30 protein-coding genes and 1 pseudogene are annotated in these 26,570 nt (G+C 69.9%); 17 read left to right on the top strand and 14 right to left on the bottom strand.

The genetic code is table 11. The features are described 5' to 3' along the window. Positions 1-90: 90 nt before the first annotated feature. The 5 genes and pseudogenes from AB0C33_RS20050 to AB0C33_RS20030 form a co-directional block, all read right to left on the bottom strand. A complete protein-coding gene (locus tag AB0C33_RS20050; RefSeq protein WP_358289917.1) occupies positions 91-294 on the bottom strand; it encodes an Imm53 family immunity protein in 204 nt (67 codons plus the stop codon). Beyond that, a pseudogene (locus tag AB0C33_RS20045) lies at positions 267-401 on the bottom strand (Imm53 family immunity protein); the annotation flags it as partial. The gene AB0C33_RS20050 and the pseudogene AB0C33_RS20045, both read right to left, overlap by 28 nt. 271 nt (positions 402-672) lie before the next feature. After that, positions 673-1,473, bottom strand: a complete 801-nt coding sequence (locus AB0C33_RS20040; protein WP_358289915.1) for a hypothetical protein — start codon at positions 1,471-1,473, stop codon at positions 673-675. A 147-nt stretch (positions 1,474-1,620) separates the two neighbouring features. After that, complete coding sequence (locus AB0C33_RS20035; protein ID WP_358289912.1) at positions 1,621-2,835, bottom strand: serine hydrolase domain-containing protein; 1,215 nt, start codon at positions 2,833-2,835, stop codon at positions 1,621-1,623. A 34-nt stretch (positions 2,836-2,869) separates the two neighbouring features. Then, the gene (locus AB0C33_RS20030) at positions 2,870-4,387 is read right to left on the bottom strand and encodes a serine hydrolase domain-containing protein (protein WP_358289910.1); all 1,518 of its coding nucleotides are present in this window, start codon (positions 4,385-4,387) and stop codon (positions 2,870-2,872) included. Positions 4,388-4,611: 224 nt separating this feature from the next. On the opposite strand from AB0C33_RS20030, the gene AB0C33_RS20025 reads away from it, so the two are divergent. Then, positions 4,612-5,814, top strand: coding sequence for a helix-turn-helix transcriptional regulator (locus AB0C33_RS20025; RefSeq protein WP_358289907.1), 1,203 nt, complete (start codon positions 4,612-4,614; stop codon positions 5,812-5,814). 423 nt (positions 5,815-6,237) lie between these two features. After that, the gene (locus AB0C33_RS20020; RefSeq protein ID WP_358289904.1) at positions 6,238-6,834 is read left to right on the top strand and encodes a hypothetical protein; all 597 of its coding nucleotides are present in this window, start codon (positions 6,238-6,240) and stop codon (positions 6,832-6,834) included. Between the two features lie 90 nt (positions 6,835-6,924). Here AB0C33_RS20020 and AB0C33_RS20015 read toward each other — a convergent pair whose 3' ends face one another. The 3 genes from AB0C33_RS20015 to AB0C33_RS20005 form a co-directional block, all read right to left on the bottom strand. Then, complete coding sequence (locus AB0C33_RS20015) at positions 6,925-7,167, bottom strand: hypothetical protein (RefSeq protein WP_358289901.1); 243 nt, start codon at positions 7,165-7,167, stop codon at positions 6,925-6,927. A 368-nt stretch (positions 7,168-7,535) separates the two neighbouring features. Then, positions 7,536-8,252, bottom strand: coding sequence for a VOC family protein (locus AB0C33_RS20010; RefSeq protein WP_358289899.1), 717 nt, complete (start codon positions 8,250-8,252; stop codon positions 7,536-7,538). Positions 8,253-8,674: 422 nt separating this feature from the next. Next, entirely contained in the window at positions 8,675-9,058 is a 384-nt protein-coding gene (locus AB0C33_RS20005) for a hypothetical protein (RefSeq protein ID WP_358289896.1), read from the bottom strand. 184 nt (positions 9,059-9,242) lie between these two features. Here AB0C33_RS20005 and AB0C33_RS20000 point away from each other — a divergent pair, with 184 nt between their 5' ends. Further along, entirely contained in the window at positions 9,243-9,575 is a 333-nt protein-coding gene (locus AB0C33_RS20000) for a hypothetical protein (RefSeq protein ID WP_358289893.1), read from the top strand. A 62-nt stretch (positions 9,576-9,637) separates the two neighbouring features. Here the strand turns inward: AB0C33_RS20000 and AB0C33_RS19995 are convergent, their stop codons facing one another. Beyond that, positions 9,638-10,276: a hypothetical protein gene (locus AB0C33_RS19995; protein WP_358289890.1), complete on the bottom strand. Its 639-nt coding sequence runs from the start codon at positions 10,274-10,276 to the stop codon at positions 9,638-9,640. Positions 10,277-10,789: 513 nt separating this feature from the next. Here AB0C33_RS19995 and AB0C33_RS19990 point away from each other — a divergent pair. After that, positions 10,790-10,936: a hypothetical protein gene (locus tag AB0C33_RS19990; protein ID WP_358289887.1), complete on the top strand. Its 147-nt coding sequence runs from the start codon at positions 10,790-10,792 to the stop codon at positions 10,934-10,936. Positions 10,937-11,078: 142 nt separating this feature from the next. Beyond that, the gene (locus AB0C33_RS19985) at positions 11,079-11,651 is read left to right on the top strand and encodes a hypothetical protein (RefSeq protein WP_358289884.1); all 573 of its coding nucleotides are present in this window, start codon (positions 11,079-11,081) and stop codon (positions 11,649-11,651) included. 117 nt (positions 11,652-11,768) lie between these two features. Here AB0C33_RS19985 and AB0C33_RS19980 read toward each other — a convergent pair whose 3' ends face one another. Next, positions 11,769-12,323, bottom strand: a complete 555-nt coding sequence (locus AB0C33_RS19980) for a DUF6461 domain-containing protein (protein ID WP_358289881.1) — start codon at positions 12,321-12,323, stop codon at positions 11,769-11,771. 291 nt (positions 12,324-12,614) lie between these two features. On the opposite strand from AB0C33_RS19980, the gene AB0C33_RS19975 reads away from it, so the two are divergent. Together AB0C33_RS19975 and AB0C33_RS19970 are read left to right on the top strand one after the other, a co-directional pair. After that, a complete protein-coding gene (locus AB0C33_RS19975; protein WP_358289878.1) occupies positions 12,615-14,897 on the top strand; it encodes a hypothetical protein in 2,283 nt (760 codons plus the stop codon). A 196-nt stretch (positions 14,898-15,093) separates the two neighbouring features. After that, positions 15,094-15,756 (top strand): DUF4097 family beta strand repeat-containing protein, encoded by a 663-nt coding sequence (locus AB0C33_RS19970; protein WP_358290757.1) that lies wholly within the window; start codon positions 15,094-15,096, stop codon positions 15,754-15,756. Between the two features lie 200 nt (positions 15,757-15,956). Here AB0C33_RS19970 and AB0C33_RS19965 read toward each other — a convergent pair whose 3' ends face one another. Together AB0C33_RS19965 and AB0C33_RS19960 are read right to left on the bottom strand one after the other, a co-directional pair. Further along, a complete protein-coding gene (locus tag AB0C33_RS19965; RefSeq protein WP_358289875.1) occupies positions 15,957-16,301 on the bottom strand; it encodes a nuclear transport factor 2 family protein in 345 nt (114 codons plus the stop codon). Next, positions 16,298-16,732, bottom strand: coding sequence for a MarR family winged helix-turn-helix transcriptional regulator (locus tag AB0C33_RS19960; RefSeq protein WP_358289872.1), 435 nt, complete (start codon positions 16,730-16,732; stop codon positions 16,298-16,300). Before AB0C33_RS19960 ends, AB0C33_RS19965 begins: the two co-directional genes overlap by 4 nt. An 863-nt stretch (positions 16,733-17,595) precedes the next feature. On the opposite strand from AB0C33_RS19960, the gene AB0C33_RS19955 reads away from it, so the two are divergent. The 10 genes from AB0C33_RS19955 to AB0C33_RS19910 all read left to right on the top strand — a co-directional run bounded on the left by AB0C33_RS19955 (position 17,596) and on the right by AB0C33_RS19910 (position 23,402). Next, complete coding sequence (locus AB0C33_RS19955) at positions 17,596-18,150, top strand: hypothetical protein (RefSeq protein ID WP_358289868.1); 555 nt, start codon at positions 17,596-17,598, stop codon at positions 18,148-18,150. Between the two features lie 5 nt (positions 18,151-18,155). Next, on the top strand, positions 18,156-19,688 hold the full coding sequence (locus AB0C33_RS19950; RefSeq protein WP_358289865.1) for an SRPBCC family protein: 1,533 nt from the start codon (positions 18,156-18,158) through the stop codon (positions 19,686-19,688). Between the two features lie 56 nt (positions 19,689-19,744). Continuing rightward, complete coding sequence (gene gvpJ, locus AB0C33_RS19945) at positions 19,745-20,164, top strand: gas vesicle protein GvpJ (protein WP_358289862.1); 420 nt, start codon at positions 19,745-19,747, stop codon at positions 20,162-20,164. Position 20,165: 1 nt separating this feature from the next. Then, positions 20,166-20,969 (top strand): GvpL/GvpF family gas vesicle protein, encoded by an 804-nt coding sequence (locus AB0C33_RS19940; protein ID WP_358289859.1) that lies wholly within the window; start codon positions 20,166-20,168, stop codon positions 20,967-20,969. A 132-nt stretch (positions 20,970-21,101) separates the two neighbouring features. Beyond that, positions 21,102-21,290: a gas vesicle protein GvpG gene (locus tag AB0C33_RS19935; RefSeq protein WP_352355805.1), complete on the top strand. Its 189-nt coding sequence runs from the start codon at positions 21,102-21,104 to the stop codon at positions 21,288-21,290. Between the two features lie 43 nt (positions 21,291-21,333). Beyond that, entirely contained in the window at positions 21,334-21,699 is a 366-nt protein-coding gene (gene gvpO, locus AB0C33_RS19930) for a gas vesicle protein GvpO (protein WP_358289856.1), read from the top strand. Positions 21,700-21,725: 26 nt separating this feature from the next. Continuing rightward, positions 21,726-22,103: a gas vesicle protein GvpJ gene (gvpJ, locus tag AB0C33_RS19925; protein WP_358290755.1), complete on the top strand. Its 378-nt coding sequence runs from the start codon at positions 21,726-21,728 to the stop codon at positions 22,101-22,103. Continuing rightward, on the top strand, positions 22,093-22,881 hold the full coding sequence (locus AB0C33_RS19920; protein ID WP_358289853.1) for a GvpL/GvpF family gas vesicle protein: 789 nt from the start codon (positions 22,093-22,095) through the stop codon (positions 22,879-22,881). Before gvpJ (AB0C33_RS19925) ends, AB0C33_RS19920 begins: the two co-directional genes overlap by 11 nt. Beyond that, on the top strand, positions 22,868-23,107 hold the full coding sequence (locus AB0C33_RS19915) for a gas vesicle protein (protein WP_358289850.1): 240 nt from the start codon (positions 22,868-22,870) through the stop codon (positions 23,105-23,107). The genes AB0C33_RS19920 and AB0C33_RS19915 overlap by 14 nt, the downstream gene beginning before the upstream one ends. Further along, on the top strand, positions 23,091-23,402 hold the full coding sequence (locus AB0C33_RS19910) for a gas vesicle protein K (protein ID WP_358289847.1): 312 nt from the start codon (positions 23,091-23,093) through the stop codon (positions 23,400-23,402). The genes AB0C33_RS19915 and AB0C33_RS19910 overlap by 17 nt, the downstream gene beginning before the upstream one ends. 51 nt (positions 23,403-23,453) lie before the next feature. Here the strand turns inward: AB0C33_RS19910 and AB0C33_RS19905 are convergent, their stop codons facing one another. Beyond that, the gene (locus AB0C33_RS19905; RefSeq protein ID WP_358290751.1) at positions 23,454-25,766 is read right to left on the bottom strand and encodes an ABC transporter permease; all 2,313 of its coding nucleotides are present in this window, start codon (positions 25,764-25,766) and stop codon (positions 23,454-23,456) included. Further along, entirely contained in the window at positions 25,763-26,497 is a 735-nt protein-coding gene (locus tag AB0C33_RS19900) for an ABC transporter ATP-binding protein (protein ID WP_352320949.1), read from the bottom strand. The genes AB0C33_RS19905 and AB0C33_RS19900 overlap by 4 nt, the downstream gene beginning before the upstream one ends. Positions 26,498-26,570 lie beyond the last annotated feature (73 nt).

Here is a 26,570-nt window from a genome sequence, read left to right as displayed (position 1 = left end):
GGCCGGAGGCGCCGCGTAGCCGTCGGCTCTGCCGGAAGCTGCCGTCGGGCTCCCCCGGGGCAGCCGGCCTGAGGCCACCTGGTGAGAGCGTCAGTCAGTGACGGGGACGGCATTGTCGACGAAGTCGCGAAATGCTTCCAACAGCTCACCGAGGTTCAGGGGCCCACATGCTCCTTCGAAGCGGATCCCGTCGCTCCAGACATGTACCCAGTCATCCTCGGTGCGTTCCACCTTGAGGGGTCCAGCAAAGGCCCCGTAAGAGGCGTGTCGACGAGGTCGATCTTCACGTGCCATCCCGGATTGTCCAACGTTTCGATAGACACGCCGTAACTGTGTTCCCAGTCGTCATTGCAGCAGGAGGCGTACCAAGACTGGAGGAAGATGAGCGCATCGGTGATCACGTGGTGAGTCTGACACCTGTGGGCGTCGCGTGCCCGATGGGGCAGGAGGCGAGGGGGAACAGCGATCAGTGCCGTTGCACGCGCGTCTTCGCTGGTGGAGTGAGATCGTGTGCGGCTTTGCAAGCCGGATGTCAGAAGTTCGAATCTCTAGGGTCCATCCATACAAAAGCCCAGGTCGTCGGCCTGGGCTTTTGATCTTCAGTGGGCCTCGTTCTGGGGTGTTCAGAGCGCCGACGTCGGAAGCGGTCAAGCGGCCGGCGTGGCGTTCGGGTCAGTCGTCCAACTCCTCCGACGAAACGGTCTCATCCGCGGGCGGGGGCTGTATGTCTGCCTTCATCCCCCAGTTCGACAACCGGAGATCCTCTTCGAAGGCGTAGTACGGGTTCTCTGTGGCGGACTTGTCGCGGCTGTCGTTCGGTTCGCGCCACGCGCTCCACGCCCTGCGGACGAGTTGGTCACGGCCGATCCACAACCGCCAGGACACCTTCCAGGAGGCGTACTCGCCGGTGGGCTTGCTGCGGAAGCCGATGCGCATGGCCGGGTTGACCTTGTGGAGTTGCGCGAAGGTGATGGCGCCCTCGTGGAGGGTGGTGCGCACACCGTCGTAGACTCCGGCGGGCCGCTTGCGCGCGGTGGTGGCCAACACTGCTCTGAGGGTGGCCGGGTCGCTGAGGCTGACATGGTGGCCGGACTTCAGAACGAGCCGGCAGGGCCACTCGTACGTGACCCAACTCTTGCCCGGCGGCAGCGGCTGGTCGGGGTCGGGCTCGGCGTACAGCTGGTAGCCGCGCTTTCCGATGCAGATGTTGCGGATCCCGTGGCGTCCCAAGTTGTAGTTCGTCAGGTCTGTGGCCACGATCTTGCCCTTGCCGAACCCCACGACGCCGCGCACCGGCTTGTGGGTGGACCAACTGCCGAACCAGTTCACCCGGGTACGCTGGACGATCTTCACTCCATGGCCCGGCACGAGCCGGCGCTGAATGGCGTCGGCCGGGTCCGACACGGCATCGGCCCGCACGACCGGCCCTGCAGTCACCGTGGATGCGGTCACCAGGAGAACCGCCAGGGCCATTCGTCGTCTCATAAGCCAGGGATCTTCGCAGCGGCAGATCTCGTCATGATCACGCCTCTTCGGCGGTGTAGCAGGTCGGCCGCCGTGTTCGGCTGCCCTGTGCCACACCAGCGGGAAGAGGCCCGTCACCCCGCGGTCACCGGGTCCTCAGAAGGCGGAACCAGGATTGTCCGGCCGCGTCTGTTCGGTCGGTGTGTCGCAGAACTCCTGCTTGACGAGGGCGTCCACGAGCGTCAGGAAGTCCTTCGCCGAACCTCTGGTGGCCGAGTCCAGCCAGGTCACCGAGGCGGTCAGGGTCTTGCTGCCGTCGGGCGAGCTGTACATCAGCGCGCCGTAGCCGTGCGGCGGGCTGCCGTTGTGCTGGTAGACGGTGCCGCAGCCAGGGCCCAGGTCCTGCGCCCAGATGCCGAGGCCGTAGTCCTGCTTGGGGATCGACGTGGGGATCGCCGTGCGCATCTCGGCCAGCAGCGGGGCGGGCAGGAGCTTGCCGCCGTTCAGCTCGGAGAAGAACGTGGCCAGGTCCTGGGTGGTGGAGATCAGGTCACCGGCGCCGGTCAACAGGGACAGGTTCTGGTGGGAGAGGTCGATCACGCGGCCCTTGTACTGGTAGTAGCCGTGGGTGTGCGGGCCGGGCAGTGCCGTCGTGCGGTTGCCCGCCGCGAGGGTGCCCCACAGTCCGAGCGGGCCGGTGATGCGCCGCTTCAGCTCGGTGGCATAGGAGTGGCCGGTGACGTTCTCGATCAGCAGCAGCGCCACGGTGTAGTTGGTGTTGGAGTAGCTCCATTGCGTCCCGGGTTCGAAGCGCGGCTTCTTGGACAGCGCCAGACGTACCAGTTCTTCGGGCTTGTAGCTGTTGAACCGGTTGGGCACCCATTCGTCGCCGTTGGCGGGGATCCCCGGTTCGTCCATCGTCCCGTCGGGGTTGTACTCGCCGGTGTAGTTGAAGATCCCGCTGGTGTGCCGCAGCAGCATCCGTACGGTGATCCGCTCGTCCAGCCCGTAGCCGGGCAGGTAGTCGGCGGCGGGACTGTCCAGCCCGATCCTGCCCTCGGCCACGAGCTGCAGCACCATGGTCGCGGTGAAGGTCTTGGTGATGCTGCCCGCCCAGAAGCTCCCGTCGGCCGGGGGCTTGGCGGCCGAGCCCAGCTTGCGCACCCCGGCGCCGGCGGCCCAGTCGCCCTGCTGATCGCGCACGCGTAGCTGGATCCCGGTGAAACCGGCGTCGACGAAGGCGTTCATCGCCTTGCGCAGCTCCGGGCGATCCTGCGCGCTGGAGGCGGCCATGGCGGGGGTGGCGGCCCCCGCCAGCACCGCCGTTGCGAGCGCCGCGACGGCCGCGCGCCGGCTGATCGTCGTGTTCATGATGTCCTCGTCTCTGGGGGCTTGGTCGCTGTTCTCAGTTCGCGGGCCGGCCATCGCCGAACACCTCGTCGATGAGCCGCTGTGTCGCCTGCTGGAAGGCCGCCGCCTTGGACAGGGCGGCGTCGTCCACGTAGGTCACGGAGGCCGTCATCGTCTTGCGGCCGTCGGGCGTGCTGTACATCAGGGCCGCGGAGCCGGCCATGCCGCCGTTGTGGTGGTAGACGGTGCCGCCGTTCTCGCCCAGGTCCTGCTCGAAGATCCCCAGGCCGTAGCCGATCTTCGGGTCCGGCTTGCGCATCTCGGTCAGCAGTTCGGCGGGCAGCAGCCGGCCGCCGTTCAGCGCGGAGAAGAACGTGTGCAGGTCCTGGGTGGTCGAGATCATGTCGCCGCCGGCGGAGATCCAGGAAGGATTCTGGCTGGTGACGTCCACCGTGTGCTCCTGGCCGCCGTCCTCGTACCGGTAGTAGCTGTGGGCGTGCGGGCCGGTGATCTCCGTCGAGGTGCCCGGCGCCTCGGTGCCCGTCAGTCCCAACGGGCCCAGGATCAGCCGCCGCATTTCCTCGGCGAACGAGCGGCCCGTGACCCGCTCGATCAGCAGCCTGGCCAGCACGTAGTTGGTGTTGGAGTAGCTCCAGTCCGTGCCCGGCTCGAAGCGCGCCGGCTTGGACAGCGCCAGCCGGACCAGCTCCTCGGGCTGGTGGGTGTGGAACCGGCCGTCCACCCATTCCTTGCCCGACCACGCGATTCCCGGCGCGAACGTCCCGTCCTCGTAGTACTCGCCGGTGTGGTTGAAGATCCCGCTGGTGTGCTGCAGCAGCATCCGTACGGTGATCCGGCCGTCCAGCGCGAACTCGGGCAGGTAGCCGTCCACCGGGTTGTCCAGTCCGATCCTGCCCTCGGCCACGAGCTGCAGCACCACGGTCGCGACGAACGTCTTGGTGGAGCTGCCGACCCGGAACCGTCCGTCCGCCGGCGGCTTCTCCGGCGAGCCCAGCTCGCGCACCCCGGCGGTGCCGACCCACTCGCCGCGCTCGTCGTTCACTCGCAGTTGCATTCCGGTGGCCACCCCGGAATCGACGTACGCCTGCATGGCCTCCCGCAGTTCCGGGCGATCCTGCACGGCCACGGTGCTCGCCACGCTCACCTCGGGCGTGGCCGGAGCGGTGTCGAGGGCTGCGCTGATCTTGCGGGCCATCTCGGTCATGGTGGGGCTGGGCCTCCCGTGGGTGGCCGCTTCGACGGCGACCAGGACGGTGCGGCGGAAGTTGTCGGCCTCGGCCGGCGCCGACTTCGCGAGCAGGCTCATGGAGGCGTTCAGGGCAGGCAACACCTGGTCGGCGAGTTCGGCCACGGTCCTGCCGTACTTCACGCCCTTGGGCGCCTTGGCCAGGACGTGCCCGACCAGGCCGGTCGCGGACGTCAGGGCGACGGAGCCCTCGGCGGCGGCCTTGTGGGCCGAGCCGGCGGCACCGGCGGCGGACATCAGCGAGACGGCGCCCCAGGCAGCGGTGCGCAGGGTGAGCTGGTCCTGGTCGGTGAGGGCGATGGGCATGGCGGTGCTCCTTCGGGTTGCTTCTGGCTTGTCGGCGACGAGGTCCGTTGGCGACGACAGGAACGCTACGGCTGTTGCCACAGTCTTGGCAAGTAGTTGCCAAGACTGATTGCCAAAGCCGCATGGCACCGACGTTGGCGCTGGGCAAGAACTTGTCTAGAAGGAGGCAAGTGAGCTACCCTCCGGACGTCGGACGACGTCAACCGCTACCCGGGAGTTCGGACATGCTCGAACAACCACTCTTCGGCCGCCGACTGAGGCAACTGAGGACCGAACGCGGCCTGACGCTCGCAGCCCTCGCGGGCGAGGGCATGTCCACCGGATACCTGTCCCGGCTGGAATCAGGGGCGCGTCAGCCCACCGAACGGGCCATCACGCACCTGGCCACCCAGCTCGGCATCAGCCCCGCCGCCCTCACCCAGTCCACCGCCACCTCCCTGGCCGAGAGCCTGACCCTGGCCACCGGCCTGAGCCAGGACGAAGGCGGCCAGACCCTCAGCGACGCCCTGAAAACCTCCCGCGGGGAGGACCCCCTGCTGCGCTGGCAGGCCCTCTGGCAGGTCGCCGAATGGCGTCAGTGGCGTCAGGAGTACGCCGAGCAGCGCACCTGCCTCGACGAGCTGGCCACGCTCAGCGCGCAGATCGGGCTGCCCGAGCTGCAGTCCAGGGTGCTGGCCGCACTGTCGCGCTGCATGCGCAGCACCGGAGAGATCGCCGGCGCCGTCGATGCCGCGACACACGCCTACGAGCTGGCCGAACGCGAAGCGCTGCCCGCCCGCGTGCGCGCCTCCACGCTGCTGGCCCTGGTGTCGGCGCTGGCCGAGGCCGGGCGGCTTCCCGACGCCGCCCGGCATGCCGACGAACTGCTCACGCTGGCGGACCAGGTCTCGGGAACGCTGCGGGCGCAAGCCGTGTGGACCGTGGCCAACATCCGGATCCGCCAGGGCGACCTCGACACCGGCGCGGAGCTGATGAACCAGGCCATCGACGGCTTCGACGGCCGTGACGACCTGACGCTCTGGATGCGCCTGCGCCTCGGCGCGGCCCGGCTCGACCTCAGGGCCGATCCGCCCAGAACGGAGTCCGCCCGGCGGCGTGTCACCGAAGTCCAGGCCGCGATGCCGTTCGCGGGCGCCCCCGCCATCGAGCAGCAACTGCTGGCCGTACGCGCCCGGATCGCCGTCCTCGCCGGCGACCTCGACGAGGCCCGCACGGCCCTCGACCGGCTGACCGGCTTCGACGACCTGCTCACCTACCAGGAGCGGATGCGGCTCGACGTCCTGCGCAACCGCGTCCTGCTCCTGGAGGGCGAGCAGGACGCGGCGCTCGCCGGGCTGCGCAAGCTCGCCGAGCAGGCCCAGCAGAGCGGCAACATGGACCTGGCCGCGGACATCTGGCGACTCGTCGCCGAATCCCTGACCAAGTAGGACGCTGTTCCAGCCCGGGTGGCGGCATGCTGCTCGCTTGGAAGGTCATCGATACCTCGCTCGACCGCTCGTCCACGGTGGTGGGGTGACCGTCGAAGCCTAGCCGCGACGGCGATCCGTTCGAGATCTACGAGCATGCGTCAGATCCACAAGTCCGACTGATCGACCGGGCAGTCCGATCGCGAGGTGGCCAGTATTTCCGGCACCTTAAACGCCTGCAAGAGCGGACGAAGAATGCGTGACGCCGGAGCATGCTCCGGGATGTACGCGAGATGGACCGACATTGCAGGGCCGAGGGACAATGTCGAACCTTGTATCTTCCGTCAGCAGTAAGTGCAGTTCAGAGGCCCTTCGGGCCTCTTCTGCGTTTCCGGAGGAGACGAGGGCTGTTTCACTCTTGTCACATTCCGCGACAATCATCACGTGATCGATCACTACCGCAATCTTTTCAGCCAACAGCAGTACTTTGAGGAGGCCCTCTGCTGGACTGTCGTGCAACCCCGCGATGAAGAGATCACAGTGGACGATCTCCTGCGGTGGCTGAACGGGGGCCGTGATCCCGAGAAACGCATCATGGAGTACCCCACAGAGGAGGCAGGGGAGGAGGACATGCCCGTGCTCTTCGTCTACCAGGGCGAAGGAGCCTGGGGTTTCCTGGAGTTCTCCCATGGCTTCGCCACGCCCGATCACATCCTCTCTGAACTCAGCAAAGAGTCACGCGTGTGGATGACGACCTGGCACTTCAACGGGGGATACACGATTCTCTACGCGGCCGACGGCAAGATCAGGGCATGGATGCGCGACTTCATCTTCGCCGAGCACACCGTCCAAAAGGGTGATCCGGGCATCCTGGCCGAGTTCCGCGCCATGCTCGACAACCTCGACCCCGAGGACTATCGAGGCAAGCGCAGCGCGGCGTTCGCCTTCATCGAGGCGTCCACTGGCTTGGGCATCGAAAGCGAGTGGCTGGATGTGGAAGAGGCGCCCGTCATCGTTCTCGACAACTGGAACGAGGCCTGAAAGGCAGGCTCGACTCCAGCGCTGGTGAGCGTTGAGCCCACGCCTCCGGTGAGGGTACTTCGGCTCCGGGGTGATCAGGTGGCGAGGAGGTCAAACGACCGCACCCGAACCGCCTTGGCGGCCCTCCGTTCGCTGCAGATAGGCCATGGATCTCGGTATGAGATAGCAGGTTATGGCCGCCAGCACCCACGCGATCCCCAGGGCGATACCCATCCATGAGATCACCAGCGGTGTCAGGAAGGACGCATTCGCTTCCGACGGCTCAACCACCCTCGCGCGCATCCACTTGTCCTGCACTCCCAACTGCATGAGGATGCTGGGAACAAGGATCACAAGCCCGATCCCCATCAACACCCGACTGCATGCCCTTAAAATCATTTGCTCCCCGTTCCGGTCAAGAGTCGCATCAGAGTAAGCGCCCCCAATACGTGGCCGATCGTAGGGCGATTGCGGGGCTGTGTTCGCGGCCGGCCGACGCCCTCCCCGCCTCCGCAGCTGGCGCGCAGCCGGCCGTCGACGTCGGCCCCCCGCCGAGTGCGGCCAGCTGAAGATCAGCCCGGCCCGTGCGGGGACGGTTGGGCGCCGCACCACCTGCGGCATCCGGCGCCGCCTTGGCGCAGCACGGTCCGTACGATCGCAAGCCGGCACTGGCACGAAATGTGCGATGCATCGAAAACGCGGACCGGACGGGCAGAGCCGCGCTACCGGGGGCCGCGTACGGAGAATTCGTTGCCGTCCGGGTCGAACATCAGGATCTGGCCGCCATCGCCCTCGTCGGCACGCGTCGCCCCGAGCGAGAGCAGGCGATCGACCTCCGTCTCCCAGTCGGCGTCGGCGGGCGTCACGAGCTCGAAGCACAATCTGTTCGTGCCCGTCTTCGGCGCCACCGGAGGACCACCCCACGTGATCTTCGTGCCGCCGCTCGGCGACTGGATCGCGGTCTCCTGGTCCTGGTCCCAGACCAGTGGCCACCGCAGCGCCTCGCTCCAGAAGTAGCCGACCTCCTGGGTGCCGTCGCAGGCCAGTGCACCGATGACGCCGGTGTCGGCGAGGAACTTGTTGCCCGCCTCGATGACGCAGAACTCGTTGTCCTCCGGGTCGGCGAGCACCACGTGTCCCTCTTCCGGGAGTTGGCCCACGTCGATGTGCTTCCCGCCGAGTCTCAGTGCTCTGGCCACCGTCTGCTGCTGATCGTCCGGGGAGGTGCTCGTCAGGTCGAAGTGCGCCCTGTTCTGGCCGATCTTCGGTTCCAGGCTCGGCAGGAAGCGGACGCGGAAGCCGGCAGGGTCGGGTGGCAGGATCGCGACGTCGTCGTCAGGGCCGTCGGCCATCTCCCAGCCCAGAACCCCCGACCAGAACCGCGCCAGGTCCGAGGGATGGATCGCATTGAAGCAGATCGCGAACAATTGACTCGTCATACCTCACGCATCCCCGATTCACCAAGATTGATACAAGTCGGGCTTCGCCGGCACAGCCTAAAGGGCGTCCACGCGACGCCGCACCTGAGTTTCGTGGCAGGCGGTCCGGACGGGGGACGCGACCGGTACACCACTTGCTCCCCGCCCATGGACGAGTCCTGGGCGGCGACCGGCAACCCCAGCGGGTCCTGGATCCACACCTACAATGCTCACCAACATCGCCGACTGGCGTCCGTTCCCGGGCCTGACCACGAGGGAGGACAACGATGCGGAAGCAGACCCTTCCCGCGCTCGCCCTCGCCGCCACGGCGGCCCTGTCCGCCTGCGATGGGCCAGGCGACGGCGCACCCGCGACACAAGCGGGCCCGAAGCAGGTGCAGGCCCCCGGCTCTGAAGCGAAGGGCTCTTTGGACCTGTCGCTGTTACGCGTGGTCGAGGCCGACTTCGACCCGTACAGAACGCCGGAGGAACTCGCCGCGGACCGTCCCGTCGTGGCAGCCGGAACAATCGACGGCTGGCAGCAGGGCCCCGTTCTGAAGACTTATCCCGGCGGTCCTCTGGACCATCGCGTCGTCCTGCGGATGCGTGTCACGGAAGCGCTCAAGGGCGTCAAGGGGCGGAAAACGATCCCTGATGGGCTCGTTTACATAGAGCTCAGCCAGGGTGGTGTGGTCCGCGATCCGAAGGCCCCGGCTGAGCAGTGGAAGCCGCGCAGATCCGTCGCAGATTTTGAAGAAGCGCTTCCGGTCGGCACCAGGATGCTCGCGTTCCCGCGCGAGCATCCTGGTCAGGAACTGGAGGTGCACGACCCAGGGGAACCTCTTCCGCCGGGTGCCGAGCTGATGCTCGTGCCTCCGCAGGGGCTGATATTGGGCCACCCTCCAAGGCCCCGACGAACTGCCGCGCAGCACCGGCTCCATCAGCCTCTACCAGGTCGGCAACGGCATCGTCACGCTGGACTGGGTCAACCCGGGCGGCGACCGCACGGAGATGACCGAGCGACTCGCCGGCCAGGGGTTCCGGCACTGGTACGTGTCCTTCGACATCGAAGGCAACACCAGCATGTACGCCCGCTACGGCCAGGTCGAAGGCTTCCTCCATCACCCGGATCCAGACCCCCTGCCTTTCACAAGATGGGCAGAGCACCTGGGTCCCTTGAGCCCGTACATCGACCTTCTCGCGAGCGGCTATGACAGCGAGGACGCGGAGGCGAGGGTGGACATCATTGCGGCCTGCCTTGCCATGGTGGAGCTGGAAAGCGGCGTCCGCCTGGACGAAGCACTGATGTACAGCCCCTGCTCGGCACTGCCGATCCCTCTGTGACACAGCTCGCCGGCACCCAGCGGAAGCTGTCGCCGAACCGGCCGATCACCGCGGCGGTGAAGTCATGACCCTTGGCTGATGTAGTCCACTGGGCGCTCAGGGCACTCCAGGCAGACGAACATGTAGAGCGATCCAGCGTCCTGGATCATGAGATCGGTGGGGTTCTGCACTTCTTCAGGGGCGTGAGGGGTAAGCAGCGGACGCTCTTCGATGGGCGCCCAACGCCTGCCGCTCTTGATGTCGAGTTCCCAGCTCGCAATGGTCAGCAGGTGTGCCATCTCATGGCCTCTGCCGCACTCGAACTGCACCGGATCCTGGATCCAGTCCACCCAGCCTCCGACCTTGCTCCCTGGAGCAGCTGAGAGGTGCGAGAAGTAGCTCAAGTCGTCAGAGTTCGAGGCATCCTTCTCCCATGCCCAGATCCGAGCCCCGAGCTCATCGGGAAGCTCCCAGCCATCCGGGTACTCCTCCACCCGCTCCGGCGACAGGACGCACGCCATAGGGAGATACGAGTCGTCGCTGTCAGGATCCGGCTCAGGGGCCTTGGTGAGCAGACTTCCGACCTCTTCCGCCTTACGCCAACGCACGATCGGATGAGGCTGGGAGTACGGCTCGTGATCGAGCGGGCACCACAACACCTGGAGGGTGTCGGTGTCATCGGGGAAGGGCAGCTCGGGAACGTCATGGGCGAACAGCTGCATGACCGGGACGAGTGGAAGTGGATCCCACCCCTCCGAGGGGTGATGAGACAGCGGCTCAGGACAGATCGGCCAAGGCTCATCAGCCGGCCACAACAACGGCCCGCCCAGAGAGCTGTCCGTGACGGCCGGCTCTCCCCGGCGTGGATGCAGACGAACCGTGGTCCGGTGCTGACCTGCCAGTTCAGGGAAGACAGCCGCCAAATCGAACGGCGCCGAAGGCGTCGTCAACCTCATGCTCACCACTCCGATCACAACAGAGGACGTCGTGACGGCACACCGTAGAGCAGCGGACCGACAGAACGAATCTGTGTTCGCCGCTGTGATTGACGCGCCATGAGCGTGCCGTCAACCGGGCAGAAATCCACGTCGCGCGGCTCCACTCGGAGCCGGGGCGTTCACGCGTTCGTGTCATCGGTAAGAGGCCCGAGCGGGCCGCATGCTGTGTCGATCTCTCCAGATGAGATCAGCTCGCGAATCGCGGCCGCCATGCCCTCGTACCCCACGCCCCGAACGGTGATCAAGTCCGAGCACCAGAAGTACCTCGGTGCCGACGAGGACCGCCCGGCCGGCTCCGACCGGGATGCCGGTGGTTTCCGGGCCGAGATCCACAATGTGGTCGTACTGGTCGCCGCTGAACCCGCGCCAGGCGCCGCGCAGTGAAGCGTCGACAGCGAGAAACGGATCGCCGTTCGTCCACAGCCGGCCCAGATGCACCCACGGTTCCCGCATTGGCCCATTGTGGGTGCCAGCTGACATACGTACGGGAAATGATCTAGGCTGGGCGCCCTTTTCCTGCGATCACATGGCGGCTGTCTTGCTTCCGTTATCGGCGATTCCTCCGCGCTGGGGAGTGCACCTTCTGACCTTGGCGGCTCTGGCGGCTCCCGCTTTGCGTACCTTGCAGTGGCGCCTTTCTGGCGGGCCGACCTACTCGGCGCACGGCTATGCCTGCCCCTTGAGTGCCGAGCCGTGGAAACCCGGCAAGTTCGATTGGCTGGTCGAGATCAACTGGGGGACCATCTCCGCGGAGTTGTCCGGCTGGCCCACCGGGGTGATGGCGCTGGGGCTGTGTGCGACTCTCGCCCTTCGTGGCGGGTGGGGAGCATGCGCCGCATGGGTGACGGTGGCGCTGTTCGTGGTCTTCGCCGGGGTGTTCAGCCTTCCCTACGCTGTTCGGGTCATCTTGGACGATTGCCGGGAAACGCTTGAGTTCGGCGGCTGGGACATCGTCAGGTTCGGGCCGATGCTGCACTATTCGATGGGCGCGGTACTGGTCACGTTCTTGGCGCTGGTCCGGCGTGCGGAGGCGGGCGGCGGCCTGCGCACCGGTTTCTCCCTCCTGGGTGATCACGGGGAGTGTGGCACGCGGATCTGACATTCCCGCGGGGATCACCGGCGAGCGGTGCGCCGCACTTCGTGGTGCGGTTGACCGTCGTGAAGACCGGGGAGGGGGACGGGCGCCGGGTGGCCGACGGCGCAGTCCTCGGCGCGGTCAACCTTCCATGAGGTGATCGGTCGAACCCGTGAGGGCCGGTCGGGCGTAGTGGGCGCGGGACAGGTGTACGCCGGTGGCGCGGGAGGCGAGGGCCAGAGCGCCGGGGATGGGGTCTTCGCAGTATTCGTCCCCGTCGTCGTACAGGCCCAGTTCGCGGACATCCGCGAGCAGCCGGTCGGGATCGTCGCCCTCCCGGTAGCGGTAGCCGTACAGGCCGAACGTGGTGATCAGACGGTCGTTCACCCTGTAGGTGAAGTCCGAGTCCTCGACATTGGCGAACACCATGGCCGCGGCCGTGCCCAATGACAACGGCTCGGCCAGGTTGCTGACGTACTTGGTGGCCCATCCCGTGTCGGCGAGGACGGTTCCGCCCCGAGCGGCGTAGGCGGCGACGTTGAAGTCGCCGCGAGTGCCAGGGGTGACCTTGATCCGTCGGAGGGCGTCGGCGGGGGACAGGTCACGGACGAACGTGATGCACAAGACGGTGGTGCCGACACCGTCGGTCCACCGGTCGCTCAACCAGGCGTAGTCTGCCGAGGTCGCCCCGCCCATGCGCGCTCCTGGATCGTTTCGGGTGGCCGTCAGCCTAGACCAGGCCGCGGATCCGCCGCTCGATCAGTCGGGCCGGAATCCGCTACGACAACCGATGACAGTGATTCGCAAGGACGTCACGGTGCAATATGGGTCATCTCGTCGGGCTCAAACGGAGTGTCGGTGCAGGGAAATGTGAAGTGTCCGGACTGCGGGGTGATGTTGTCCGGGGCCGGGCTTCAGGAGCCGGTTTCCAGATGCCCGGGGTGTGCGCTGCCTCTGCAGGGCCCTGTCGCGCATGAGCTCTGGCAGGTGGATCAGGCTCTCGCCAGCTTGGGGGACCAGCTCGCCGGGCTGCAGGCCCGCCGTACGGAACTGCTCGGCGCCTTACGTGCCGAAGCGGCGAGCGCGGGTGCGGCGGGTCCCCCAGAGGCGAGCGCGTTGCCGCCGGATCCGGGGGTGGCGGCCGGATCCGGGGATGCGGGCCCTGGCGCGGCGAGGCCGGAGGTTTCCGCGGGTACCGCGAAGAATGTCCTGCTCATCCTCGGTGGTCTGCTGCTGACGGTGGCGGCGGCGGTGTTCACCGTGGTGAGCTGGGGCCGGCTGGGCATAGGCGGGCGCGCGGCCGTGCTGGCCGCGTTCACCGCGCTGGTGATGCTGGCGCCGGTCGTGCTGATCCGGCGCAGGCTCACCGCGACGGCAGAGACCATGGCCGGGTTCGCGGTCGCGTTGCTGCTGCTCGACGGCTACGCGGCCAGGCGGGTGGGACTCCTCGGGGTGGACTCCCTCGACGTGTTGCAGTACACGGCGGGCGTGTTCGGGCTCACCGCGCTGATCCTGGTGGCCTATGCCCGGATCACCCGGCTTCGCGGGCCTGGTCCCGTCGCCGTGGTGCTGGCGCAGCCGGTCCTGGCGCTGCTGGTCGGAGACTGGTCGGTGACCTGGCTGGTGGCCGCGCTGGTGGCGACGGCGGCGCTGGACGTCGCCCTGGTCCGCCGCGGCCGGGGAGCGGTGCGGGTGACGGCCGCCTCGACCGGCAGCGGGGTCGCGGTCCTCGCCCTGCTGAGCGGCGTGCCGTACGCGCTGGGATCGCCTTCCGTCGGTCAGGCGCTGGTCAGGTCGGTGCCGCTGGTCGCCTTGGTGCTGCTCGGCGGGTGGGTGACCTGGCTGCTGGTCAGGCGGGGCGACGCCGAGAGGGAGATCTGGGGCTCCGCGGTCGCCGTCGGGACCGCGCTCACGCTGATCGCCGTGCCGGCGGCGCTGGCGCAACCGATGCTGGACGGTCCGGGCATGGACTGGCGTCCCCTGGCCTACCTCGTCCCGGCGCTCGGGGTGGTGCTCGCCGCCTGCCGGTTGCCCTGGCGGCGGCTACGGGCGGCGGTCATGGGCACCGGCGGGCTGGTGGCGCTGGTGACCACGCTGACAGCGCTGCCCCGGCTCGTGGTCACCCTGGCGGCGCCGTTCGCCTGGCTGGACGTCCTCTGGACGGGCGCCTGGAAAGGGCGGGAGTGGCCGCCGTTCGAGACGGCGTCGCCGGTGGACGTGGTGATCCTGGCCATACCGGCGGCCGCCCTCCTGGCGGGGGCCGGGCGCGGCCGCGGTGGGTGGTTGGTCAAGGTGGCGGCGGCCGGGGCGTTGGTGGCCGGGGCGCTCGCGATCGCGGTCGCCCCCCAAGCCTTCGGGATGCCCTACCCGGTCGCGACGGCGGCGCAGGCGGCGTCGGCCGTCGCACTCGCGGTGGCCGCCACCCGTGGCCGGACGCCCTGGTGGGCGGTGGCCTGCGCGCTCGTCGCCGCTCCCGTCTCGGTCCGGGCGGCGGCGTACGCGTTCGGCAGCGAGCCCGCGACGCTGATCGTGCTGCCGATCCTGGCGGCGGCGGCCGCCGCGATGGCGCTGTCGGCCAGGCTGAAGGAGCTCCGGCTCTGGGGAGCCGGCTTCGCCGCCCTGTTCCTCGGCGTGGAGGCGGTGGCGGCGGGGCTCTCGCTGGGCATGCGCCTGCTGGTCGCGGGGAGCATGGGGTTCGCCGTGGCGGGGGTGCTGGTGCTGCTCATGTCGCTGTGGACGGGCCCGGCCGGCCGGAGCGGCGGGACCGGCCTCAGGTACGCCGGCGCCGTCCTGCTGCTGCTGGCGTCGTGGCTGCGGCTGGGGGCGGACGAGGTCACCGTCGTCGAGGCGTACACCGTGCCGTGCTCGCTGGTGCTGCTGGGATCCGGCTGGTGGCGGCGGCGCAGCGCGGCGGTCACGTCGTGGGCCGCCTACGGGGCGGGTCTCTCCTTCACGATGCTGCCCAGCCTGGTGGCGGTGTACTCGGACGCCGAATGGCGGCGGTCGTTGGCGCTCGGCGTGCTGGCGCTGGCGGTGCTGCTCGCCGGGGTCCGGTCCAAGCTCCAGGCGCCCACGTCGATCGGCGCGGTCGTGGTCGCCGGGGTCGTGGTGCGGGAACTGGCCCCGTACGTGTCGGAGCTGTTCCTCGCGGTGCCGCGCTGGGTGCCGATCGCCGTGGGCGGCTTGCTGCTCGTGGTGGTCGGGGCGACGTACGAGGCCCGCATGCGCGACCTGCGGCGGCTGCGCGACACCCTCGCGACGATGGGCTGAGGCCGCAGGGCGGCGGGGGCCGGCCGCGTCCTGCCGGATGTCAGCGGCCATGTCAGGGCGGTGACGGCGCGGTATCAGAGCGGCCCGCGATGGTTGACCCATGAACGGTTCAGCGACGCGGCCCCAGGGCCGCGAAGCGGGCCAAGCGCCCGTCCCTCCAGGGGCGGGCGTCGGAGACCATCACTCGCAGGAGAGCATCATGCAGTTCACCACCCCCGCCCCCGTCCGCGTCGTCCTCGACATCCCCGCCGGACGCGTGCAGTTCGTGGCGGACGACCGGAGCGACACCACGGTCGAGGTCCGGCCCGCCAACGCCTCGAAGAGCCGCGACGTGCAGGCGGCGGAGCAGACCACGGTCGACTACGCCGACGGCGTCCTGCGGATCGCGACCGCGGCGAAGAGCCAGATCCTCGGCCCGTCCGGGTCGATCGAGGTGACGGTCCAGCTGCCGGCCGGCTCCCGCGTCGAGGCCAAGGCGGCCAGCGCCGAGCTGCGGACCACCGGACGCCTCGGCGACGTCGCCTTCGAAGGCGCGTACAGCCGGATCGAGATCGAGGAGGCCGCGAGCCTTCGCCTCACCGCGGTGGACGGCGACGTCGAGGTCGGCCGGCTGGGCGGGCCCGCGGAGATCAGCACCGCACGCGGGGACATTCGGATCGCCGAGGCCGCGGGCGGCAAGGTCGTGCTCCGCACCCAGTCCGGCGACATCTCGATCACCGCCGCCAACGGCGTCTCGGCGGCCCTGGACGCCGGCACGAGCCACGGCCGCATCACCAACGCACTCAAGAACGACGGCACCGTCGAGCTCGACATCCACGCCACCACCTCCAACGGCGACATCACCGCCCGCAGCCTGTGACCCCCGGCTTCCGACGAGAGGGCGGGCCAACCCGCCGGAACCGCCCTCAGGAAGAAGCCACAGGTCAGAGCGCTCATCTGGCGGGACTGTGAAACTGTCGGCCAAGCCCGCGCGAGCTCGGGACCTTGCGCCGGCCGCCGGTTCCAACAGCAGGTCAGAGGCCCTTCGGGGCCTCTTCTGCGTTGCGGGGAAGGCCGGGCTCAGGAGTCGCGTCGCAGCGAGGACAGGCCCCACAGTTCGGCGATCCGTCCGTCGCGCACCCGCAACATCTCCAGCATGGTCGGTGGCTCCCGGTCGGGAATGCCGTGCACGCTCGTGCGGACGGCGACCGTGTCGCCCTCGACGATCAGGTCCTCGACGACCACCTGGACCTCGGGGAACGCCTCGTGGAACCGCCGCCACGCCTGGGAGACGCTGTCGGGGCCGGTCGTGCCCAAGGGGTGGCTGTGGAAGTCCGCCGCGAAGATCTCCGTCGTGGCGGCGTGGTCGCGGGCGTTGAAGGCGGCGTACATGCGGTGGGCCGCGGCCCGTGCGTCCTCGGTCATCGGCTCTCCTGTTCGGTCATGTTCGCGCGGACGCGGCGCAGGGCGTCCAGGACGAGGTCCCGCTGGTGCGGCGGGACGCCGTCGAGGAGCCGCTCCTGGTACGCCTGGTGCGAGCGGTCGAGATCGGCCGCGCATCGTTCGCCGGCGGGGGTGAGCGCGGACAGCGTGTAGCGGTTGTCCGCCGGGTCCAGGCGGCGGCTGACCAGCCCTTCGGCCTCGAACTCCTTGACCAGCCGGGTGACGCTCGCGCCGTCGATGCCGAGCGTCCGGCGCAGCTCGCTGTGGCTGGTCTCGCCGTCGCGCCGGAGGCGGATGAGCAGTTGGACCCGGTGGGGGCTCATGCCCACGTGCCGGGCGAACGCCTGCCGGAGCTCGGCGCAGGCGCCTCCGAGCTCCCGGAAGAACGTGTCCTCAGCGGTCTCTTCGTGCACGATCTTTTTATATCGGCAACTCTTGACAAGCTCAAGAGTCAGCGGAAGATCGTGTGGCACACGCGCGCCCGCAACCCCTCGAACCTGGCGCACGGCGAGTGGTGGTGCCTCCGCCTCTTCGCGTGCTGCGGCTTCCTCGCCGTGTGCTTCGCTGTGTGTTTCGCCGCGGTCTTCGGCCGCGTGACCGGGTGGGGCGGTTGGGCGGCCAGTGGCCGAGGAGGCGCGGACGGGGCCGCCTGCGGGACGGCCGCCCTCACGACGCCCGCCGGCCCGCGCCCCTGGGCTTCCTCCTGCAGCCCACGGCTGACCGTGAATCCGACGAACACGCCCGTCCCGAGCGAGAGGGCGACCGCGATGACGACGAAGACGTGGCCGAAACGCCTCCGAGGGGCGAGCGGCGATCCCCGGAAGAGCGCGGACGGCGGAAGGACGCCCTTGCCGCGTGCCGCGGACCGGGATGGGGCCGGACGGATGAACACGGAAGATGGCAGGTCGTTCATGGTCGCCTCCGAGATCACGCTCAGACGGTTGCCGTCTGGCCCGTATGACGCTCGGCGCAAGCAGTCCGGTTCGGGAGTTGGCGGATCCTTGGGCAGGTCGGGCCCAGGTCCTGACGCTTCCGCTCGCCAGAGCCCGGGGGCAGGCGAGGCTAAACACGCCCTGATGGGTCGGCTTGGATTCGCGCCCGCACACCAACTCCCTGTCCCGTTTTTCGCCAATTGGGTGCTTTGTCGGTTTTCCGGGTAGGTCAAGCCGCGGCGAGCAGGCGTCGGCGTGTTCGGGGTCTGTCCGCGCGCACTGGGACCGCGCACTGTGACTCCAGTGCGGGTCGAGATGGTGAGCGAGCGGAAGGAGAGCTGACCATGTCGAGCAGATTGCAGATGGCCTTTGCCGTACTCGCCGGGTACTACCTCGGCAGGCGCCACAAGTTGCGCACGGCCGCGGCACTGGCGGCGGCCGGGCTGGCGGGACGCGCCAGCTGCGGCCAGGGTGCGGCTGGTGGCCTGCTGGCGCAAGGCGTCAAGACCCTCGGCTCCAATCCTGAGATTCAGCGGATGACCGGCCGCCTTCGCGGCGAACTCATGGAAGTCGGCAAGGCGGCGGTGATCTCCGCGGCCACCAAGCAGATCGACTCCCTGACCCACAAGCTCCAGGAGCGTGGGGAGAAGTCCGGGACCGCGCAGGAAGAAGAAGCCGAGCCGCAGCCCACGAAGCGGCAGGCGCCCAGGGACGAGGAAGCCGACTACGGCGAGGAGGACTACGACGAAAGCGATCGCTACCAGGAGGACGACGACGAAGAGGAACCCGAGGCGCCGGAGCAGGCCAGACGCAGGCCCGAGGGTCAAGAGGGTCATGAGGGTCACAGAGGGCAGCGGCGGACACGTCCTGTCCGGCGGGTCGGCCAGTCACGGAGGTGAGTGCGGTGGCTGATGCAGCGAAGAGGACGGCGACCGGAAGCGGCAGGGAAGCCCTGGGCAAGGCCGCCGGAACGGCCCGTCGAGCCGGTCAGGCCGCGACGGGCACGGTCGAGGACGTCACGGGTAAGGCCGGGGACGTGACCGGTAAGGCCGGGGACGTGACCGGTAAGGCCGGGGACGTCACCGGTAAGGCCGGAGACGTCACCGGAAAGGCAGGGGACGTCACCGGAAAGGCAGGGGACGTCACCGGAAAGGCAGGGGACGTCGCGGGGAAGGCCGGGGAGGCCGGCCAGGGCATCGCCGACAACCTGCCGATGGACCGGCTCGTGCAGTCCGCGCAGGGGCTCCTGCAGGCGGCGGGCACGCGCGTGTTGTCCTCCGCCGGGGACAAGCTCGAAGGACTGACCGGCCGGCTCACCGATTACGTCGAACACGGCGGAAAGGGCTTGATGAGCGCGGTCACGGGCTCGGACAAGCCCGGCTTCATGAGCGGAGCCCTGAAAGGCGGCCTCACGGGAGGTCTGAAGGGAGGCATCAAGGGGGGCCTCAAGGGAGGACTCAAGGGCATCTGGCAGAAGATCACCGGCCGTGGCGGCGGGAAAGCCGGACACGCGAAGATCACCAATATCGTCGAGTCGATCGACATCGGTGCGCCCCGGCGCCTGGTGTACGACCAGTGGACCCAGTTTCAGGACTTCCCGACCTTCATGAAGAAGGTCGAGACCATCAACCAGGAGTCCGACGAGGAGCTGTCCTGGAAGGCCCAGGTCTTCTGGTCGCACCGGACCTGGAAGGCGCACATCATCGAGCAGATCCCCGACCAGCGGATCATCTGGCGGTCCGAAGGAGCGAAGGGGTATGTCGACGGAGCGGTGACCTTCCATGAGGTCTCGCCCGACCTGACCCGGGTCCTGGTCGTGCTGGAGTACCACCCGCAGGGCCTGTTCGAGCGCACCGGCAACCTGTGGCGCGCCCAGGGCCGGCGCGTACGCCTGGAGCTCAAGCACTTCAGACGGCACGTGATGGCGCACCTGCTGCTGAAGCCCGACGAGCTGGAGGGCTGGCGCGGCGAGATCCGCGACAGTCAGGTCGTCAAGGATCACGAGACCGCCGTCCAGGAGGAGCGGGAGCAGCAGGAAGCCGAGGAGCAGCAGCCCGAGGAGGGCGAGCGGGCGGAAGCGGAAGAGCCCGAGGAGGGCGAGCGGGCGGAAGCCGAAGAGCCCGAGGAGGGCGAGCGGGCGGAAGCCGAAGAGCCCGAGGAGGAGTACGAAGAGGAGCCCGAGGAGGAGGAAGAGGAAGAAGAGGAGGAGCCCGAGGAAGAAGAGGAGGAGCCCGAGGAAGAAGAAGGGGAGTTCGAGGAGGAAGAGGGAGAGTTCGAGGAGCCCGAGGAGGAAGAAGAAGGAGAAGAGGAGGAGGAAGAGGAGCCCGAGGAGCGTCCCGCGGCTCCGGCCGTGGCGCGGCGTCGCGCCGGAGCGCCCACCCGCCGGTCCGCCGAGCACGACCGCCCGGTACGCCGGCGCCGGATCCGAGCCGAGTAGCCACTCGTCAGGGCCTGTCGCCGAGGGCCCGGCCACCCAGAACCAGGGGGAACGACATGACCGTTCAGCCTGCCGGTCGCGGTACACCGGCCAGCAGCGGCACCGCGGGGACAAGTCTGGCGGACGTCATCGACACCATCCTCGACAAGGGCCTCGTCATCGACGCCTTCGTCCGGGTCTCGCTCGTCGGCATCGAGGTGCTGACGATCGACACCCGGATCGTCGTGGCCAGCGTGGACACGTACCTGCGCTTCGCGGAGGCGGCCAACCGCCTCGACCTGTCGGCCACCGAGAAGGGTCTGCCGGAGGTGGTCGAGGGCGTGACGGCGGCCAGGGCCGTCGGCCAGGCGAGCCAGCCTGACGCCGGGGAGCTGGAGGCCGCCTCCGACGAGCCCGACGAGTTGCAGGAGCTCACGGGTGAGGTCGTGGACCGCGAGGAAGAGCCGCGCCGGGCACGTCGTAGAGAGGATGACTGAGATGTCGCCACACAGAGAGGCCGCGGAGGCCGCCGGGTCCGAGGACACGTCGCAGGCGAGCATGAACGGCTACGCGTCCTACGTGTACGGGATCGTACCGATGGACGTCGAGGTGGAGCCCGGGACCAAGGGGGTGGGGGATCCCGGCGGGGACGTGCGGCTGGTGCCGTTCGGCCAGGTCGCCGCTCTGGTGAGCGACGTCGAGCCGGACCGCCCGCTCGGCCGCCCGCGCGACCTTCAGGCGCACCAGCGGCTGCTCGACCAGACCGCGGCGGAGGTGCCGGTGCTGCCGTTCCGGTTCGGGGCGGTGCTGACGAACTCCGAGGCCGTGGTGGAGGAGCTGCTGAAGCCGTACCACGACCAGTTCGCCGACGCCCTTCAGCAGGTGGAGGGCCGGACGCAGTACGTCGTCAACGGCCGGTACGACGAGCGCGCGATCCTGACCGAGATCCTGCGCGAGAACGGCGAGGCCGCGAGCCTTCGGCAGCAGATCGCCGGCCGCTCGGAGGACGCGACGCGCAACGAGCGCATGCGGCTCGGCGAGATCATCGAGGGCACGATCGCGGACAAGCGCGAGGCCGACACCGCGACGGTGGTGGACGAGCTCTCCGACGTCTGCGAACAGCTGGCCGTGCGCGAGCCCTCCCACGAACGGGACGCCGCGCACGTGGCCGCGCTGGTGGCGGACGACCGGCGGGCCGAGTTCGAACAGGCCGTGGACGAGCTGGCCCGCCGCTGGTCGGGACGCGTCGAGCTGCGGCTGCTGGGCCCGATGGCGCCGTACGACTTCGTCGGCACGAGCTGACCGTACGGCTTGGTCAGCACGAGCTGACCGTACGGCTTCGTCGGCACGAGCTGACCGCGCCGGCACGACGCGGGCACCTGGGAGGAGTGAACATCCTTGGGACTGGGGACGTTGCTTTTTGGCTGGCCACTCATGCCGCTCTACGCGGTCGTCAAGCTCGGCGAGCTCATGCGCGACCAGGTCGAGCGCGAGCTGCACGACCCGGCCGTGGTCCGGCGCCGCCTGGAGGCGGTGGAGCAGGCCAGGGCCGACGGCCGGATCTCCGCGGAGGAGGAGGACCGGGCGGTGGAGGAGATCTTGCGGGGGATGGTCGGCTGGTGAGGCGCTAGCGGGGGCCGCACCAGGGGAGTACGGGGGTGACGTGGTGCCTGCCAGGCAGGAGACCGAGCACAAGCGCGTGCCGGGGACGACAGGGCATGCGGCAACCGGCGGCGAGGGGCCGCCTCGCACGCGTGCGGCGGACATGCCGGCCGCCGAGGTGGCCGGGGTCGGGTTGCGGATGATGACCGAGCTGACCGGCAAGGAGGCCGAGAGCGTCACGCTGGTCGAGCCGGCCGAGGACGGGTGGCTGGTCGGCGTGGAGATGGTGGAGGACCGCCGGATCCCGTCCTCCGGTGACACCCTGGCCCTGTACGAGCTCGAACTCGACATGTCGGGCGGCCTCCTGTCCTACCGACGGGTGCGCCGGTACAAGCGCGGCAGCGGCGACCTCGCCGAGGGCTCGCGGTGAGCGCCAACGTGCGGTCGAGCCCGTACATGCCCGGGGCGTCGTACCAGCCGGCCTCCGGCGGCCGCGAGTCGGCCAACCTCGGCGACATCCTGGAACGGGTGCTCGATCGGGGCGTGGTGATCGCCGGCGACATCCAGGTGAACCTGCTCGACATCGAGCTGCTGACGATCAAGCTGCGCCTGCTCATCGCCTCGGTCGACACGGCCCGCGAGATGGGCATCGACTGGTGGGAGCACGACCCGTGGCTCACCGGTGGCACCCAGGAGCTGGCGAAGGAGAACCGCAAGCTGCGCCGCCGTCTCGCGGCCCTTGAGGAGATGGTGTCCGCCCGGGTGGTGGAAGGCGGCGCCGCGACCGGGCACGCGCCCGGCCACGTGCCTGAGGCGGTCGAGCGTGGCCACTGACCAGGGCGTCTACCTTTACGCGGTCACCCGCGACGAGGGCGAGGGGCCCGACGGCCTGGCGGGGGTGGCGGGCGCGCCCGTGCACCGTCTGGCGCACCGGGGTCTGGCCGCGTTCCTCAGCACGGTCTCGCTGGCGGAGTTCGGCGAGGAGGCGCTGCGCCGCTCGATGGAGAACCTCGCCTGGCTGGAGGAGACCGCGCGCGCCCACCACCGGGTGGTGGAGGCCGTCGCCGCTCTCAGGCCCACGGCGCCGGTGCGGCTGGTCACCGTCTACACGGGAGAGGCGCAGGTCCGGGAGCTGCTCGACGAGCGGCACGAACAGTTCGACGCGGTGCTGGCGCGGGTGGCCGGCCGGCGGGAGTGGGGCGTCAAGGCGTACGCCGTTCCCGGCGGGACTGAGCCGGCGGCCGACCCACAGGGCGCGACGGCGACGCCGGGGGCGGCCTACCTGAACCGCCGCCGGGCCGCCCTGCGCAGCCGGGAGGCCGACTGGCGCCGGGCCGCCGAGCACGCACGGGCCGTGCACGAGGCGCTGATGGACGTCGCCGTCGTCGGCAGATGCCACCGGGCCCAGGACCCGCAGCTGTCCGGACGGCGGGAGCAGATGGTCCTCAACGGCGCCTACCTGGTGGACGACGCACGCGCCGCCGAGTTCGCGCGGGTGATCGAGGACGTCGCCGATCGAGGGGTCACCGTGGAGCTCGTCGGCCCGTGGGCGCCCTACTCCTTCGCCGCCCTCGACCAGGACGGTGAGGCGGCCCGCGGTGACGCCTCCTGAGCCGAGAGGAGCCCGGCTCGCCGCCCAGGGCCGCCTGCCCGACCAGCGGGTGGCGCTCGTCGATCTGCTGGACCGCCTGCTGGCGGGCGGGGCGGTGGTGACCGGCGATCTCGTGCTGTCCATCTCCGGCATCGACCTGGTACGGATCTCGCTGCGGGCCCTGCTGGTCAGCGTGCGCGAGGGCGACGCGGTCGAAGGAGGGATGCGACATGACGAGCCCGACTGACGGGCGGGTGGCCAGACCCGGCGAGTGGCGGCTGGAGACGGACGCCGACTCGGTGCAGCACGACCTGAGCCGTCTGGTGCTGACGCTGGTCGAGCTGATCCGCCAGCTGGTGGAGCGCCAGTGCGTCCGGCGGATGGACAACGGCGACCTGACCGGGGAGCAATTGGAGGCGGTGGGGCTGACCCTCATGCGGCTGGAGGAGGCCATGGCCGAGTTGTGCGACCGGTTCGGGCTGACGCCCGCCGACCTCAACCTCGACCTCGGCCCCCTCGGCACCCTGCTACCGACGGACTGACCGCCTCGGGCTTCTTGGGCACCCCGCGCGCCCGGCGGACCGACCGTTCGCTCACGCGGCCGAGCGCATCGTGAGCCGGGCGGGCAGGGCGGTGGCCGCCAGGGCCAGCACGGCCGCCGCCCCGACCACCGCCGCGTACGTCCCCACCGGCACGTACGGCACCGCGGACCCGGTCATCCCCGCCCCGAACGCGGCCAGTGTCACCAGCGCGGCCCCGGTGCCGAGCACGACGGCGGTGGCCACCGCGCCCAGCGTCTCCAGCCGCAGCATGAGCAGCACCTGCCGCCGCGTCGTGCCGGCCAGGCGCAGCGCGCGCATCTCACCCGAGCGGGCCGAGGTGGCCATGGCCAGCGTGTTGACCACGGCGATCGCGGTGAAGGCGATGATCAGCCCCAGCGCCACGAACGTGGCCTGCGGGTTCGACGCGCTCACCTCGGCGGCCCGCGCCCGGTCCAGCACCGACGCCCCGGGCAGCGCCTCGGCCAGGGCGTCCACGGTCAGCCCTGGCGCCTTGACCAGCAGGGACGCCGCGGGCTCGTCCACGTGGCCCGCCACCAGGTCGTACGGCAACGTCAGGTCGCCGAAGCCCAGCCCGCGGGTGTACACCGCGCCGACCGTCACCGTCGCGGGGGTGCCGTCGCCCAGCGTCAGCTTCAGCGGGTCGCCCACCCCGACGCCCAGCCGCTCGGCGGCGGTCGAGCTGACGGCCACGTCCTTCATCGAGCCGGCGACGATGCCGAGGTCCATCGTGCGGTCGTCGTAGGTGACCGCCTGCGCGCCGTACTTGTCCAGGCCGGACCGGACGGTCGTGCGCAGCACCCGGGTGACGGCCTCGACGCCGGGAACCCTGGCCGCCTCGGCGGCGGAGACGCCGGTCACGACGTACTCGGCGCGGGTGCCCGCGTCGGCCTGCTCCTGCGCGGCGTGGCCCATCGTGGTCTGGACGAAGAGGATCGTGCAGGTCATCGCGATCATCAGGGTCAGCGGGGACAACACCGAGGCCAGCGACCCCGAGTTGGCGCGCAGGTTGCGCGCGGCCAGGAAGCCGCCCACCCGGGAGGCCCGCAGCGGGACCGACAGCACCGCCGCGGCCACCCGTGCGACCAGCGGGCCGAGCAGCGTCAGCGCGATCGTCCAGACCAGCGCGGTCAGCATCGTCACGGGCGTGGCCGCCGCCTCGGTGCGCAGGTTCGACAGGACCACCGTCAGCGTCGCCGCGCCGGCCAGGGCCAGCGGCCCGGCCACCAGCCGCCACCGGGCCACCCTGCCGCTGTCCAGGACCGCCTCGCCCAGCGCCTCCACCGGCCGGATCCTGGTCAGCCGGCGGGCCGACACGCGGGCCGCGACCCAGGCGGCGCCGACCGTGGCCAGCAGCGCGGCCAGCGGCGGGAACGGGCTGACCACCAGGCCGAGGTTGGCGGGGACCGTCCCGAGCGAGACGAACTGGGCGCGCAGCCAGAACCCGACCCCGATGCCCGCCGCCGCGCCCAGCACCCCGGCCGCCCCGGCGACCAGCAGGGCCTCGCCGCCCACCAGCTTGCGCACCTGCCGGGGGGTGGCCGCCACGGCGCGCAGCAGGGCCAGCTCGCGCTGCCGCTGCTGGATGGACAGCGCGAACGTGCCCATCACGACCAGGATCGCGACCAGCAGCGACGTGCCGGCCAGCGCGCCGCCCATGCTGATCAGCTTGACCCGCGCCTGCTCGGCGTCCAGGAACTCCAGCCTGCCGCGCTCGTCGCCCGTGTAGACCACCGCGCCCTCCGGTGCCCGGTCCAGACCGGGGAACACGCCGACCGCGCTGACCCTTCCGGGGTGACCGGCCAGGCGGCGGGCCTCGGCGGTGCTGAAGAACACGGTGTCCTGGCTCGGCAGCGCCTGCGCGGTGACGCCCACCACGCGGTGTCCGCGCAGCTCGGCGCCCACGTCGAGCCCGGCGCGCGCGTCGACGACGACCTCGCCCGGCGACCTAGGCTCGCGTCCCTTCGCGATGGTGAACGGGGTGAGCGCGGCCGACTCCCAGCCGTGCCCGGTGAAGCCACCGAAGGGGAACGTCACCTCGGGGACCACCTTGTCGGCCCGGATCGCCGCCACGACCGACTCGGGCAGCCAGGCGCGTTCCGTCAAGGGCTTGGCCTTGGTCTTGCTCTTGCCGTCGCCCTTGTCGACGGTCTGGCGCACGTACTGGTCGGCGGCCACGATCGCGGGGGCGCCGGCGTACCGCTCGGGGGCGACGCCGCCGCGCAGGCCGGTCTCCAGCAACATCAGGCACGCGCACACCAGTGCGGCGGCGCACAGCAGCGCGAAGAACGCGCCGGCGAACGCGGCCTTCCTGTGCCGCAACGTCCTCAATGCCAAGGTGATCATCGCGTCCACGCTCCCAGCCTGGTCATGCGCTCGGCCACCTTGTCGGCGGTCGGCGCGGTCATCGCGTCCACGATCCGGCCGTCGGCCAGGAACAGCACGGTGTCGGCGTACGAGGCGGCCACCGGGTCGTGCGTCACCATCACCACCGTCTGGCCCAGGCCGTCCACCACCTCGCGCAGCAGCCTCAGCACGTCGCGGGCGGTCATCGTGTCCAGCGCGCCCGTCGGCTCGTCGCCGAACACCACCTCCGGCCTGGTGACCAGCGCCCTGGCGATGGCCACCCGCTGCTGCTGGCCGCCCGAGAGCTGCGCGGGCCGGTGCCCGGTCCGGCCCTCCAGGCCGACCCGGCGCAGGATCTCCGCCAGCCAGTCGCGGTCCACGCGGGCCTTGGCCAGGCGCAGGGGGAGCGTGATGTTCTCGACGACGTCCAGCGCCGGGATCAGGTTGAACGCCTGGAACACGAACCCGATCCGCTGCCTGCGCAGCTCGGTCAGGCCGGTCTCGTCCATGCCCGACAGTTCCGTGCCGCCGAGCCGCACCGAGCCGGACGACGGCACGTCCAGGCCGGCCGCGCAGTGCAGGAACGTGCTCTTGCCCGACCCCGAGGGGCCCATCACGGCGGTGAACGACCCTTGCGGGATGCCCACCGACACCTCACGCAGGGCCGCCACCGCGCCCTGGCCCTTGCCGTACACCTTGCTCACGGCGTCCAACCGCACCACGTCCGTCATGGGTACAAGCCTGCTGGCCTGCGCGTACGCCGACCAGAGACGCGATCACCGATCACTCATGACGTCCTCATGA

The organism is Nonomuraea sp. NPDC048881 (assembly GCF_040649795.1).
GTDB lineage: Bacteria > Actinomycetota > Actinomycetes > Streptosporangiales > Streptosporangiaceae > Nonomuraea.
The sequence above is the reverse complement of the archived record's forward strand: the minus strand, read 5'-3'. Positions and strand labels throughout refer to the sequence as shown.